14 protein-coding genes are annotated in these 12,805 nt (G+C 53.8%); 6 read left to right on the forward strand and 8 right to left on the reverse strand.

What is annotated here, in order from left to right; translation table 11 throughout:
• Positions 1 to 34 precede the first annotated feature (34 nt).
• From BLR97_RS00220 to BLR97_RS00230, 3 genes are all read right to left on the reverse strand, one after another.
• The gene (locus BLR97_RS00220) at positions 35 to 634 is read right to left on the reverse strand and encodes a CBS domain-containing protein (protein ID WP_089701303.1); all 600 of its coding nucleotides are present in this window, start codon (positions 632 to 634) and stop codon (positions 35 to 37) included.
• Positions 635 to 754: 120 nt separating this feature from the next.
• Positions 755 to 2,146, reverse strand: coding sequence for an ATP-binding protein (locus BLR97_RS00225; protein ID WP_089701305.1), 1,392 nt, complete (start codon positions 2,144 to 2,146; stop codon positions 755 to 757).
• Positions 2,143 to 2,820, reverse strand: a complete 678-nt coding sequence (locus BLR97_RS00230; protein WP_089701308.1) for a response regulator transcription factor — start codon at positions 2,818 to 2,820, stop codon at positions 2,143 to 2,145. The genes BLR97_RS00225 and BLR97_RS00230 overlap by 4 nt, the downstream gene beginning before the upstream one ends.
• A gap of 137 nt (positions 2,821 to 2,957) precedes the next feature.
• Between BLR97_RS00230 and BLR97_RS00235 the strand changes: the two genes are divergently transcribed.
• Complete coding sequence (locus tag BLR97_RS00235; protein ID WP_089701310.1) at positions 2,958 to 3,881, forward strand: GNAT family N-acetyltransferase; 924 nt, start codon at positions 2,958 to 2,960, stop codon at positions 3,879 to 3,881.
• A 170-nt stretch (positions 3,882 to 4,051) separates the two neighbouring features.
• On the forward strand, positions 4,052 to 4,498 hold the full coding sequence (locus BLR97_RS00240) for a c-type cytochrome (RefSeq protein ID WP_244511082.1): 447 nt from the start codon (positions 4,052 to 4,054) through the stop codon (positions 4,496 to 4,498).
• A gap of 132 nt (positions 4,499 to 4,630) precedes the next feature.
• Here the strand turns inward: BLR97_RS00240 and rep are convergent, their stop codons facing one another.
• Complete coding sequence (gene rep / locus BLR97_RS00245) at positions 4,631 to 6,700, reverse strand: DNA helicase Rep (protein WP_089701313.1); 2,070 nt, start codon at positions 6,698 to 6,700, stop codon at positions 4,631 to 4,633.
• Positions 6,701 to 6,796: 96 nt separating this feature from the next.
• Between rep and BLR97_RS00250 the strand changes: the two genes are divergently transcribed.
• Positions 6,797 to 7,258, forward strand: coding sequence for a tRNA (cytidine(34)-2'-O)-methyltransferase (locus BLR97_RS00250; RefSeq protein ID WP_089701314.1), 462 nt, complete (start codon positions 6,797 to 6,799; stop codon positions 7,256 to 7,258).
• 12 nt (positions 7,259 to 7,270) lie between these two features.
• Here the strand turns inward: BLR97_RS00250 and pyrE are convergent, their stop codons facing one another.
• Positions 7,271 to 7,936 carry an orotate phosphoribosyltransferase gene (gene pyrE, locus BLR97_RS00255; protein ID WP_089701316.1) on the reverse strand — a complete coding sequence of 222 codons (666 nt, stop codon included), beginning with the start codon at positions 7,934 to 7,936 and terminating at the stop codon, positions 7,271 to 7,273.
• A 138-nt stretch (positions 7,937 to 8,074) separates the two neighbouring features.
• Between pyrE and BLR97_RS00260 the strand changes: the two genes are divergently transcribed.
• Positions 8,075 to 8,842: an exodeoxyribonuclease III gene (locus BLR97_RS00260; protein WP_089701318.1), complete on the forward strand. Its 768-nt coding sequence runs from the start codon at positions 8,075 to 8,077 to the stop codon at positions 8,840 to 8,842.
• A 97-nt stretch (positions 8,843 to 8,939) separates the two neighbouring features.
• Here BLR97_RS00260 and BLR97_RS00265 read toward each other — a convergent pair whose 3' ends face one another.
• The 3 genes from BLR97_RS00265 to BLR97_RS20060 all read right to left on the reverse strand — a co-directional run bounded on the left by BLR97_RS00265 (position 8,940) and on the right by BLR97_RS20060 (position 10,868).
• Complete coding sequence (locus BLR97_RS00265; protein ID WP_089701320.1) at positions 8,940 to 9,689, reverse strand: transporter substrate-binding domain-containing protein; 750 nt, start codon at positions 9,687 to 9,689, stop codon at positions 8,940 to 8,942.
• A 65-nt stretch (positions 9,690 to 9,754) separates the two neighbouring features.
• A complete protein-coding gene (locus BLR97_RS20055; RefSeq protein ID WP_089701322.1) occupies positions 9,755 to 10,207 on the reverse strand; it encodes an FAD-dependent oxidoreductase in 453 nt (150 codons plus the stop codon).
• On the reverse strand, positions 10,098 to 10,868 hold the full coding sequence (locus BLR97_RS20060; protein WP_089701324.1) for an NAD(P)/FAD-dependent oxidoreductase: 771 nt from the start codon (positions 10,866 to 10,868) through the stop codon (positions 10,098 to 10,100). The genes BLR97_RS20055 and BLR97_RS20060 overlap by 110 nt, the downstream gene beginning before the upstream one ends.
• Positions 10,869 to 10,965: 97 nt before the next feature.
• Between BLR97_RS20060 and BLR97_RS00280 the strand changes: the two genes are divergently transcribed.
• On the forward strand, positions 10,966 to 11,898 hold the full coding sequence (locus tag BLR97_RS00280) for a LysR family transcriptional regulator (RefSeq protein WP_089701326.1): 933 nt from the start codon (positions 10,966 to 10,968) through the stop codon (positions 11,896 to 11,898).
• Complete coding sequence (locus BLR97_RS00285; protein WP_089701328.1) at positions 11,895 to 12,803, forward strand: LysR substrate-binding domain-containing protein; 909 nt, start codon at positions 11,895 to 11,897, stop codon at positions 12,801 to 12,803. Before BLR97_RS00280 ends, BLR97_RS00285 begins: the two co-directional genes overlap by 4 nt.
• The last annotated feature ends 2 nt before the right edge of the window (positions 12,804 to 12,805 follow it).

Raw genomic sequence — 12,805 nt, forward strand, 5'->3', positions numbered from 1 at the left:
CGTTGTGCGTTAAAGAACCATCAGTGGCGACGGCTTACAGGTCGTGACCGGTAATGACCTGGCAAATGTCGGCAAAGCTTTTCGCCCTTGGTACTGGGCTGATCTCTTTACCGATCGCGTTCTGGATATCGGTTGCGGAGATAAGACCGCGAATCCTCAGTTCGTGGTGATCGTTCTGCTCGGTGACCAACAGATGCTGATCGGTGACCGCTTCCATCGACAGCACCAGATCCTCGATGGTCAGCGAGGCCAATTGGGCGACCGGCATGGCGCTGAGCTTGTGCCACGGCGTCATGATCATTTCCGCAGTGATGTCTTCGCGAGGGAGATCGCGCTGCTGCATGGCGAGATTGATACGCCGAGTACCAATCACTTCTTTTGAAGTAACAATGCCGATGCAGTGGGCCTGCTTGTCCATCACGAATAGCAGCCTCACACCGCCGTAGCGCATCTTGAGGTGCGCTTCGTCGATAGGCGTATCGGCATCGACCGATTGAGGTACCACCTGGGAAAAGTCGGTCAGTACGGTCATGGCCGGGCTGGTGGGCGCCAAGCGTCGCGCCGCCGGCATCGCCAGCAACGGCGTTGAGCCAAGCTGAATCAAGGGTTTGGGTGAAAAGGTGACTTGGTTCATTGGGAACCTCCTTGTGGAGAAAAGGGCAAGCCGTGATTTCTGGCTCACTATGCACTTCCACAGTTGCACGCAATTCTTATGGCAACCTTAAGAGATCCATCAAATAAACGAATAGGTTGATTATGGGGTTTCAGACTCGAGGTACGGCAGCTCAATACGTACCCGTAACCCTCTCCCGGGGGCCTCATCAAGCTGCAGGGTGCCGCCGTGACGGGCAACCAGCCTCTCAACGATGGAAAGGCCTAGCCCGGAACCGGCGCTGGGCCCTGCGCGCTGAAAGCGCTCAACGACTCTTTTACGCTCACTAAGCGGGATGCCAGGGCCTTGATCGTCCACCCACACGACAAAGCCGGACGGCGCCGTTGCCAGGGTAATGCTGATGGCGCTCTGGCGAGGGGAGTGCTGGATGGCATTGCCGACCAGGTTCTGCATCAGGATTTCCATGGCGCCGGGTTCTTCCCCTATTGACCAATCTGCCTGCTCGTCCGCGTTGAGCAATAGCTGCTGTTCGCGCTCGGCGGCAAGGGGCGAAAGCTTAGCCAGCGTCTCGCGAACCTCGCTGAGCAGATTGGCGGTTCGGTACTCGGCGCGTGATGCGTCTTCAGGCGCCAGGCGAGCCAGGGTTAACAGTTGGGTGACCAAGCGCGTCGCGCGGGCAACGCCACCGCGCAGGAGGTTGAGGGCTTCTTCACGATCCTCGCGGTTATCGGCGGCCAGAGCATTCTGGGCGTGTAGATCAAGTACCGCCAGGGGCGTGCGCAGTTCATGGGCGGCATCGGCAATAAAGCGCGTCTCACGCTCGCGCATCCTGCGGATTCGCGCCAACAGCCTGTTGAGGGCGCCAGCGATAGTGCCGAGCTCCTGGGGGAGCGGGCTAAAAGACAGGGGTTGTAAATTGTGCGGGTCACGACGGCGTATCTGCGCGGCCATGCGCGATAGGGGAGCGAGCCCCCAGCCGATAGACCACCAAAGCAGGACGGCGAGAAACGGCAGGCCAATCAGGTCGGGCATCAGTGTACGCATTGCCACCGCGCTGATAATATCGCCGCGCACATCTTCCCGCTCGCTAATCACGATGCGCCGGTCCGAATCGGGGACGTCATGGATATAAAGGCGCCATTCGTGTTCGCCGATGGGTTGGCTGGTGAAGCCTGCTGGGTGATCGGGAAGCGCCACGTCAGGTGCATGGGCAGAGCGCAGCAGGAGACGCTCGTTCTCCCACAGCTGAAAGCCCAGTTGGCTATCTTCGCGCCGCGCGGTCGTAGCTTGGTCGCCGCTCGCAAGATTGCCAAGCGCCTCTTCCAGGCTAATGAGCAGTTTGTCCTGCGTCTCTTCCGGTAGAGGGGCTTTCAATAAGCCTTCCAGCAGCCGGGCGGTTTGGGCAAGGCTTGAATCGTACAGCGCTTCGACTTCATGGGTGGCATAGCGGTAGCTGGTGAACCCAATCACCAGCATGCTGATCCCGAACACCAGCAGCGCCAGCCCCAGCGTGCGTTGGCGGATCGAGGTCATGCGTCTTCCTTTGGCGGCTTATCCATCACGTAGCCGATGCCGCGCACCGTGCGAATGACCCCGGGAAACAGCTTGCGGCGTAAATGGTGGATATGGACCTCAATGGCGTTGCTTTCGACATCTTCGTCCCAGCCGTAGACCAGACGGGTCAGCGTATCGCGGGTAAACACCCGGCCGGGATGACTCATGAACTCTTGCAACAGCGCGAGTTCACGGCGTGATAACGCCACGTCTTTACCCTGATAGCTAACGGTCAGGGTATGCGGGTCAAGACGAATGCCCCAGCCGCTCAGTACGCTGCTGATTTGGCCTTGACTGCGGCGTAGCAGGGCGCGTAAACGGGCTTTCAGCTCGGCCACTTCAAACGGTTTGGTCAAGTAATCATCGGCGCCGGCATCCAGCCCGGCGATCAGGTCGTCCACCGCATCGCGGGCGGTCAGCACCAGAATGGGCACTTGGCTGCCATGGTGCCGGACCGCGTTCAACACCTCTTTTCCGTCAAGATGAGGCAGGCCTAAATCGAGGATCACCGCGTCAAACGGCTCGCCTTCGGTTAAGGCATTCAATGCGGTCGCACCGTCGCTAATATGATCGACCGTGAAGTGTTCGGGCTTTAAGGCCAAGCGGATACCCGAGGCTAAACTTGCGTCGTCTTCTACCAGCAAAATGCGCATGACGCGGATGTCTCTTAGCCGAGCCAGGGGATGCCGTCCTAATAAGAAATGGCTGGCATGCCAAGGCGTAGACGGTCAGGATAAACGTATAAGTTAATAACGTAGCACGTTTTGTTGCGTATTCGGAGCCTACATTGATGGAATCCCATAAGCATACCGTCGGCTCTTCCTGGGTAATCCCCTGTCCGCCGGAAAAACGTCGTGAGGCCTTGCTGCAACTGGCGGCCGCCCATGACCCGGCACAGCAAGCCGCGCTTAGCGCCGGGGTAAAGGCCATGCAGCAACAGCCTGATGCCCAGTGGGGAGGGCTATGGATCAGCCTTGAAGGGCAGCAGTTAACGGGCGCTATCTGGGTGCAACCTCTGCCCTTGAACATGGCGCAGCTGTGGCTACCCCACGTCGAGGGCGTTCATCGCAACGCGCTGATTGAGACGGCACGCGCCTGGGTAATGGATCAACAACTGACGCTCTGCAATATCGAGATAGCGCCCGACGCCACCCGCACTAAAGCGCAATTACTCGCCCATGGAATGGCGCCTCTCGTATCGCTGCGCTGTTTGAGAGCCGCCACGGACAATCGCCTTCCTGGTATGACACCTGCTGTTTCACTGCGCTGGACGCCCTGGGAAGCGCTGACGCCCACGCAACAGCACGCGCTGCTGAAGGCGGTAGAGCAGGCATCGCTGGATAGCTGTGTGTTGCGCGAGATCCTCTCCGTGGAGGATTTGTTGGCGGGTTTTTACCAGCAAGATGCCCACGCCCCTGCGCATTGGTATGCGTTATGGGTGGATGAATCGCCGACGCCGGTGGGCGTATTGTTACTGGCGCCGCGTCATGAGGTTAACCGCTGGGAACTGATGCTCATGGGCGTGGTGCCCGAATGGCGGCGTCAGGGGCTGGGCCGATATATACTCAATGACGCCCTGGCGCTGGCCCAGCAGGCGGGCGCCCATGAGCTGCTGCTGTCGGTGGATCAAGATAATACACCGGCCTTCGATCTCTATTCGCGCGCGGGTTTCACCGAATATGCCCAACAGCACGTATTGGCCTGGCGTGGCTAAACAGGTGTCAGTGACTGAGAGCGTTGTTAACGCGTTGACCTGGTGGGGCGGTTGCTTTTCTTGCGCTTTGAATTGCCACTATACTGCTAGCATTCGCTAATTGGGCGTATTGGCAGCCTCGCGTTATTCAGCCGCCAGACGCCGATAACAATAATGACGAGGGGGTGAGCGTGAAGATTAAGCTAATGTTGGGTGGTCTCGTGGCGCTGGTGATGGCAATGGTGGGTGGGTCAGTTGCTCTGGCCGAAACATCACGGGAGGCGATTGCCGAACGATTAGCTCCCGTGGGGAGTGTCTGTTTAGAGGGTCAGGATTGCGGTACGGCCGCAGCCTCGGAAGCCCAGGCCCAGTCCGGGGCTCAAAGCGGCGGCGGTGAAGTAGACGGCGCCACGCTTTACTCCAATATTGGTTGTGCGGCGTGTCACGATAGCGGCGTGGCCGGCGCCCCGACGCTAGGCGATACGCAAGCGTGGGCGAGCCGATTAGACCAGGGTACCGAGGCCCTCTATCAAAGCGTGTTTAACGGAAAAGGTGCCATGCCGCCTCGCGGGGGCAGCAGCGCTTCCGATGAAGAGATTGAAGTGGTGGTGGACTACATGGTTGCTGAGGCGGAATAAACCGGTCTAAGTCTTTTAGGTTTATATAAAATTATCCACAGTGGTGTTGCAAAACCCTCTGTGGATAATTCTGAATGGTGTCTCGCTGGAGAACCCTCAATCCCGTAACGTCGTCAGTCGAATAAAGAGCCTTCAGCCTAGTAAAGAGCGCAGCCCAGCAATGGCGTCTTTGCCACGGGCCTGCTTTTTCTCTGGGTCTTCTTTGTCGGCGCGGCCTTCCCACTCCAAATCTTCGTCGGGTAATTCGTCCAGAAAGCGGCTGGGCTGGCAATCCATGAGTTCCCCATAGGCCTTGCGCTGGCGGGCAAGGGTCAGCGTCAGCGAGCGGCGTGCCCGGGTAATGCCCACGTAGGCCAGGCGGCGTTCCTCTTCCACGGTGTCCATTTCAATGGCGTTACGGTGGGGCAGCAAATCCTCTTCTAGCCCCATCAAATACACGTGGGGAAATTCCAGCCCCTTGGAGGCGTGCATGGTGAGTAGCTGTACGCGGTCGGAGTCATCCTCTTCGGCCTGCTGTTCGAGAATGTCGCGTAGCACCAGGCGGGAAATAGCTGCTTCGACGCCATCGGTTTCAGTGGTGTCAGACGCTGTATCGTCTTCCGGGTCGCGGTTGAGCGACTTTTCTAGCTGGTCGATCAAGATCCACACGTTAGCCATGCGCCGCTCGGCAACCGTCGGTGCGCTGGCGTTTTGATACAGCCATGCCTCGTAATCCATATCGCGCAGCATATCGCGGATGGCGGCAATAGCGTCACCTTGATCCATACGCTTGCGCACCCCGTCGATAAAGTGGGTAAAGCGCCCCAGGCGTTCCACGGCGCGGGTGGGTAGCTGTTGTTCCAAGCCGATCTCATGGCAGGCCGCAAATAGCGAATTCGAGCGCTCGGTGGCATAGTTCGCCAATTTTTCCAGTGTGCCGGGGCCAATTTCCCGGCGCGGCACGTTCACAATGCGCAAAAAAGCGTTGTCGTCGGCAGGGTTAATCAGCAGTCGCAGGTAGGCCATCGCGTCTTTGATCTCATTGCGTGAGAAAAACGACGTGCCCCCGGACAGCTTGTAGGGAATTTGATAATGCTGCAGCTTGAGTTCTAGAAGACGCGCTTGAAAATTGCCGCGATAGAGAACCGCAAAGTCACGCCAAGCGGCATTCTCTTTAATACGACGGGTAAATATTTCGCTGGCCACTCGCTCGGCCTCGGCTTCTTCATGGCGATTCATTATTACCCGTATCGGTGCGCCGTCGCCCATGTCGGACCACAGCGTTTTATCGTATACGTGGGGATTATTGGCAATTAGCGTATTGGCGGCGCGCAAAATCGTCCCGGTCGAGCGGTAGTTCTGCTCCAGCTTGACGACTTTCAAACGCGGGAAGTCATCGCCCAGGGTAATCAGGTTTTCCGGCCGTGCACCGCGCCAGGCGTAGATCGACTGGTCATCGTCGCCCACCACGGTGAAGGTCGCCCGCTCTGCCATGAGTAGTTTCACCAGTAAGTACTGGGAGACGTTGGTGTCCTGGTACTCATCCACCAGCATGTAGTGGATTTTGCGCCGCCAGCGAGCCAGTGCTTCAGGGTCGCGCTGAAGCAGCACCACCGGCAGCAAAATAAGATCGTCAAAATCCACCGCGTTATAGGCTTTTAGGTGGCGCACGTACGCTTCGTATACCCGGGCGGCAAAGTGTTCGTCGTCATCCGCGGCAAACGAGAGCGCATCGCTGGGCAGCACTAAATCGTTCTTCCATGTGGAAATCTTGCTCTGTACGGCGTTGATTTGCTCGGCATCTACCTGGGCATCTTTGTTCATTAGATCGCGTAGCAGCGCCTTGGCGTCTTCCGGGTCGAACAGCGAAAAGCCGGGTTTGTAGCCTAAGGTTTTAAGCTCGCCGCGGATAATGTTCAGCCCCAGGGTATGGAAGGTCGAAACCGTCAGCCCATGGCCTTCTTTGCCTTTGAGCATCTGGCCCACGCGTTCTTTCATCTCCCGGGCGGCTTTGTTGGTAAACGTCACCGCGGCAATTTTGCGTGCGCTCATTCCGCATTCTTGTACCAGGTAAGCGATTTTGGTGGTGATCACGCTGGTTTTGCCCGATCCTGCGCCCGCCAGAACCAAGCAGGGGCTATCGATGTAACGCACCGCTTCCTGCTGGCGCGGGTTTAACCCCTTAATGCGGCTAAGGATGCTTTTCGGCGGTTGGGGCGTCATGGCGAAGGCTGGCCTCTACAAGTGTTTCGGGATAGTTTCCATTACAATCGGCGGTACTGGGCGAATGCACAATGAGCTAACAATAGGCAGGTAGTGATGTTCGAGGTAGCGTTATTTGAACCGCGTATGGCACCCAACACGGGTAACATTATGCGTTTAGTGGCTAACAATGGTTGCCGATTACACCTAATTGAGCCGCTGGGCTTTGATCTCGAAGAAAAAAAGCTTCGCCGTGCTGGTTTAGACTACCGTGACCTGGCTAACGTTACCCGCCATGCGGATTTTACGGCTTTTCAAAGTGCGATGCAGGGGCGCACCGTTTGGGCAATAACCACCAAAGGGACGCGACCCTACAGCGAAGCTGCTTTTGCACCGGGCGATGTGCTGCTGTTTGGCTCGGAAACCGCCGGCCTTTCTGCCGAGGTACATGCAGCCTTACCCGCTGACCAAAAGCTGCGTATTCCCATGCAGCCCAATAATCGGAGCCTCAATCTCTCCAATGCGGTTGCCATCGTGAGCTATGAAGCGTGGCGCCAGCAAGGATTTGTTGGCGCCTAGTCGATCCCATCATTAGCCTGCAATACCATAGCGGTCACGATAAGCCCGCACGGCGTTTGCGTAGGCGAGCATTTCGCCACCGGCGTGCTCTTCCAAGTAAGTCAGCACTTGTTCAAGGGTGACAATGCTGACCACCGGTATGGCGTATTGGGCCTGGACTTCCTGAATTGCGCTCTGCTCGCCCTGGCCACGTTCCTGGCGGTCTAGGGCAATGATGACACCACCCGCGCGGGCGCCGCTTTGCTCAATCAGGCTCATTACCTCACGAATCGCAGTGCCGGCGGTGATCACGTCATCAATGATTAAAATATCGCCGGCTAGCGGCGCGCCCACAATATTGCCGCCTTCGCCGTGGGTTTTGGCTTCTTTACGGTTAAAAGCATAGGGCATGTCGAGGTCGTGGTGGTCGGCCAGTGCGGCGGCGGTAACGGCCGCAAGCGGAATTCCTTTGTAGGCCGGGCCGAATAGCACATCGGCTTTCAGGCCGCTATCGACAATCGCCTGAGCGTAGAAGCGGCCCAGTTTGGCTAAGGCGCGCCCGGATTGAAAAAGCCCGGCGTTAAAAAAGTAAGGGCTCACTCGGCCTGATTTGAGTGTGAATTCGCCAAACTTGAGTACGCCTTGTTCAATAGCGAAAGCAATGAAATCGCGCTGGTAGGGTTGTAGAGTGGTGGCCACGTCGATTTTCTCTTTTCGTTAGAAATGTAAGGCAAAAACAACAATAAAACGGGGGTAAATAGCAAGATTTGGTTTGTCAATTTACCCAAACGTCTAAACGTCGGGTATCATACAGCAGCGACGCAAAAGGGACGATTTATGAAAATTGCCAGCATCAATGTCAATGGTATACGTGATGCCGTCGACCGTGGCTTCCTGGACTGGCTGGCTCAGCAGGATGCCGACGTGGTCTGCGTGCAGAACATCAAGGCAAAAAGTTTTGAATTGGATGACCATATTCTCTATCCGGAAGGCTATGAAGGCTATTTTCTGGATGCCGAAGAAGATGGCTTCGCCGGTGTGGCGCTGTATTGCCGCAAAATTCCTAAGGCGATCATGTACGGTCTGGGCTTTCCCCAGTGCGACCATGAAGGGCGCTTTCTGCAAGCGGATTATGACCGCTTCAGTATTGCCACCTTCCTGATGCCCGACGGCAGCGACCAAAAGGCTAAACAGTCGTTTATGGATCAGTATCAGGAATATCTGACGAAGATGTCGCGCAAACGTCGCGAGTACATCATCTGCGGAACCTGGAACATTGCCCATAAAACCGTCGATTTGGCTAACTGGTCGGACAACCAGCTCACTTCGGGTTTCCGCCCGGAAGAACGCGCCTGGATGGATCAGGTGCTTGGCCCCACCGGGTTTATCGACACCTTCCGCGAAATTAACCGCGATGCAGGTGAATATACCTGGTGGCCGAAGCTTGACCAAGACGTGCCCCGTGAGCGCCAGGAAGGCTGGCGGATCGACTATCAACTAGTTGGCCCCAACTTCCGTCGCCACGTGGTCGATGCGTGGATTGATTACGATGCAACCTTCTCCGAGTTCGCACCGCTAATCGTTGAGTATGACCTAGCGCTTTAGGCGCTTTGCCCGCGTTGCCGTCTGTTAGTAAGCAACAAGCCGACCTTGGGTCGGCTTGTTGCGTTGTGGCTAGGAAAGAATATAAATAACCATTAGGTTACTGATCTTTAAAATAATCGTTATAAATATTGTCGAATGTTCCATCTTCTTTAATTTCTTGCATCGCCTTATTAAAAGCTTCTATTAGTGCTTCATCTCGTGGGCGGAAAGCAGCACCAATACCGGGCCCATAAATCGACTCAGGGCCGGTAATTAAGTCCCCCGTTTGTATAAAACGCTCGTCCTGGAGCATCGTTTCTTGAGCAAGAGAATAGGCGGTGAAAACCAGATCAAGGCGCTCAGCATGCATGTCGGTGACTACAGTTCCTGAATCACCATATCGACGAATATCCGCATCAGGATAGTAGGTAGTAACATATTCATCTTGGATAGTTGCCTGCTGCACGCCGATTGCGACGCCTGCCAAGTCATCTTCTAGATTGTACTCATTGCTTATGTTTTTAACCCAAACGGATGGTATTTGGTAGTAGGGAGCCGAGAAGCTAACTTGTCGCGAACGCTCTTCGGTAATGTTCATTGCTGACGCTATAAGGTCGTATTTTCGTGCCATTAATCCAGGAATAATTCCATCCCAACCTTGTTCCACCCACTCGCACTCGCGCTCCATATGTTCACAAGCAGCATTGACTAATTCTACTTCAAATCCTGTGATGGTACCGTCAGGCTCTTTATATTGATAAGGTGCATAGGGAACATCCACCCCTATGCGTATAGGTTTACTATCAGCATAGGCGATACCGCCGATCAATACTGTCGTAAAAAGTAAGCAGCAGGTAGCTTGACGCATTTTGCATTCCTCTTGGTTTTATCGATGGTTGTGTGAGGCGTCGTACTCTCGGTATAAAGTTTTTATTAGTTAATCTTGCTAAAGCGTGCACTAGAAAATTCGCTAATTTCATAGCTCAATCGGTCATGCAGCAAGGCTTGAGCCAGCTCTTCGGCGTGGAAAGCAGCCAAACTAATTCCGCTATGACAATTGATGTTATAGGCACCTGGGTAGGCTTTGGACGATTCATAAAGTGGAAACCCATCGGGTGTCATAACTCTTAACGCACCCCAAGCACGCACTATTTTGGCGTTCTTCAGGTGCGGGTAAATACGTACCCCTCGAGCAGCTAATTTCGCCATGATGCTGGTAGTCGCATCCCTGTTTAGGCCTGCGTGCTCATGGGTGTCACCGATCAAGTAGCTACCATTATCGGTTTGCCTTATCTGTGGTGTAGGAAGTTGCGATATCAGAGGCATTTTTTCCGTTACGAGGATCTGCCCTCGCAATGGGAATACATCTCCGCTCAGACCCAGCATGGGGGAGAGGGTGCTTCGCTCCTAGGCCTGCAGCTACGATAATACGCTCGGCTGAACAGTTACCGCCTAGGGTACTGGCAGTGAAGCCTGCTCTATTTGGTTCGAGATGCTGAACCGAGCAGCCTGGATGATAGCTAAGACCCATCTTAAGGCTGGCTGTTAATAGTGCGCGCAAAAGCAATAGCGGATTGCAATGACCATCATGGGGAGACCAAGTGCCCCCGTGAATGCTTTCGCCCAAGCCAGGGAGATAGGTTAACAGAGCCCGTCTATCTAAGTATTCCCATTGAAAATAGCGTGCGAGATAGGGTGATGAAGCCTGAAGTTTACGATAGTTGGCCACACGTGCCTCGGCTTCCTGAACGTCAAAGCAAATATCAATACCGCCCTGGCGAGAGTACTCAAGTGGTACACCACTGCGCTCGCTAAGCTCACTAGCAAAGAAAGGCCATGCATCGCTTGACTGTAGACTCAGCTCTGCATAACGAGGCATGCCCACACCTTTTCCCTGCACCCACGTTAGTCCGGCATTGCCTCGTGATGCGCGTAAAACATCATCTCCTTCGTCCAGCATGATAACTTTTTGACCTCTGCGCAGTAGGCCATAGGCAACAGCCATGCCTACTACGCCACCACCAATAATCAAGAAGTCAAATTGCATGCCGCTTGCTCAATCAAGTTTAAAGTAAGCTCGACTATAGGTAGGTATAGGCTATACGATCCAATACCAATGATTGGCCACCTTATGTGTAAAAGTTATGACTAATCCCTCTCTTCATCTGCGCGACCGTCAAGTCCTTGCATTTAAGCATGTCATGGAAATTGGCACTGTATCTGGTGCAGCACGACGTATGCTGATCGCCCAACCAGGTGTTACGCGTTTGTTAAAGCAACTGGAGCATGATGTGGGTTTTACGTTATTCGAACGTGTACGAGGGCGCTTGGTGCCGACACCTGAAGCACGCCTATTTCATCGCGAGGTGCAGCGAATGTGGAGTGGAATGGAACATCTCCGCGAGACCGCACGCCGTATTAGCGGAAGAGAAGTAGGTGGATTGCGTATTAGTGCTATGCCCTTGTTGGGGATTACTTTTTTACCTGATGTGTTGGCGGCTTTTTCCCCTCAGCACCCTGATGCACGACTTGAACTGGCTACTTTTCGTTCGGAGCAAGTCATTGAGGATGTGATTACACAACGTTGTGATATGGGCTTTGCTATTGTTGCTGAAGCCGATGATCGAGTGGATAGCGAGGTATTTAGCCTTGGTAGTCTATGCGCTTTACCTCGTCACCATCCTTTGGCAGGCCATGAAATAATAGAAGTAGATGATTTAGATAACCAGACGATAATCAGTTTTGAACCTCAGGATCCTTTGCGACTTGATCTGGAAAAACTCATGGAAACTCGTTGTATCAAACCCAAAAGTTACTTGGAGGTTTCTCTCGCTCTTCAAGCTGTTCGATTGGTTCGACAAGGTGTTGGAATTGCGATTATTGATCCAATCAGCGCAAAAGTTTTCGAAGGAGAAGAACTAATTTTGCGCCCCTTCAAGCCCGCCTTGAGTGAAAATTTTGCGCTGTTAACAACACGAGATCAGCCTATATCTCAGCTTGCAAAGGATTTTATTATTCTGTTTAGAGAGCATTTTAAACAAGCATCCGTATTTTCAACTTGGACAGATAGCGCATGATTAATCTTAGGCAGATAGAAGCCTTTCGTGCGGTGATGATACATAAAACCGTTACTAGGGCAGCACAGACTCTGCATGTTTCACAACCTGCAGTAAGCCGTTTGATAAACGACTTAGAGTATTACGTAGGGTTTTCATTATTTCAGCGAAGCAAGGGTCGCTTAATTCCAACACCTGAAGCCTTAGCGCTATATGAGGATGTTGATAGAGCATTTGTAGGGCTTGATAAAATTACCGATACTGCTAAAGAAATTAGAGAATTTCGAACGGGTAGGCTTTTCTTAAGTTGCATGCCAGCTCTCGCGCTTAGTGCATTACCTCCTATCATCCACTCCTTCACATCACGTCATCCGGGAATAACGGTCTCATTACAAGCACATAGCTCGCAACGAGTATTAGAGTGGGTGGCAACTCAGCAGTGTGATGCAGGTTTAATAGGCATGCATTTGGAGGATCCCTCTGTCACCGTACTCCCTATTGCTAGCGGTGAGTTGTGCTTAGTAATGTTGCCTGAGCATAGATTGGTGCAGCAAGCAGCTATTACTGCAGAAGATTTGGAAGGCGAGCCGTTTGTTTCACTGGGTCAGACACAGGATGTCAGACCCCTTATTGACCATGTTTTCCATCAAGCAGGTGTTGCGCGGCGTATGCGTATCGAAACTCAATTATCGAGCGTTGCTTGTGAACTCGTTTTGTCGGGTGCAGGCGTTTCATTAATAGATCCTATTACAGCAGGTAGCTATGCCTCGCGTGGCCTAGTTATACGTCCTTTTTCACCCAGAATACCTTTTCATTACAGTGCCGTGCTTCCTGCATTTCGACCTCCATCACGTCTAGTTTTGGAATTTCTGGATGAAGTAAAAGTTTATCTGGCTAATCAGCTTGATAATCCCTTTTTTGGCTAACC

It is taken from the genome of Vreelandella arcis, from assembly GCF_900103865.1.
Lineage (GTDB): Bacteria > Pseudomonadota > Gammaproteobacteria > Pseudomonadales > Halomonadaceae > Vreelandella > Vreelandella arcis.

Coding starts and splice junctions, on each gene's coding strand:
- BLR97_RS00230 (WP_089701308.1), bottom strand. CDS start 2,820: ATGCGCATTTTGCTGGTAGAAGACGACGCAAGTTTAGCCTCGGGTATC.
- BLR97_RS00250 (WP_089701314.1), top strand. CDS start 6,797: ATGTTCGAGGTAGCGTTATTTGAACCGCGTATGGCACCCAACACGGGT.
- BLR97_RS20060 (WP_089701324.1), bottom strand. CDS start 10,868: ATGCAATTTGACTTCTTGATTATTGGTGGTGGCGTAGTAGGCATGGCT.
- BLR97_RS20055 (WP_089701322.1), bottom strand. CDS start 10,207: ATGCTGGGTCTGAGCGGAGATGTATTCCCATTGCGAGGGCAGATCCTC.
- BLR97_RS00260 (WP_089701318.1), top strand. CDS start 8,075: ATGAAAATTGCCAGCATCAATGTCAATGGTATACGTGATGCCGTCGAC.
- BLR97_RS00285 (WP_089701328.1), top strand. CDS start 11,895: ATGATTAATCTTAGGCAGATAGAAGCCTTTCGTGCGGTGATGATACAT.
- BLR97_RS00280 (WP_089701326.1), top strand. CDS start 10,966: ATGACTAATCCCTCTCTTCATCTGCGCGACCGTCAAGTCCTTGCATTT.
- BLR97_RS00235 (WP_089701310.1), top strand. CDS start 2,958: ATGGAATCCCATAAGCATACCGTCGGCTCTTCCTGGGTAATCCCCTGT.
- rep (WP_089701313.1), bottom strand. CDS start 6,700: ATGACGCCCCAACCGCCGAAAAGCATCCTTAGCCGCATTAAGGGGTTA.
- BLR97_RS00225 (WP_089701305.1), bottom strand. CDS start 2,146: ATGACCTCGATCCGCCAACGCACGCTGGGGCTGGCGCTGCTGGTGTTC.
- BLR97_RS00265 (WP_089701320.1), bottom strand. CDS start 9,689: ATGCGTCAAGCTACCTGCTGCTTACTTTTTACGACAGTATTGATCGGC.
- BLR97_RS00220 (WP_089701303.1), bottom strand. CDS start 634: ATGAACCAAGTCACCTTTTCACCCAAACCCTTGATTCAGCTTGGCTCA.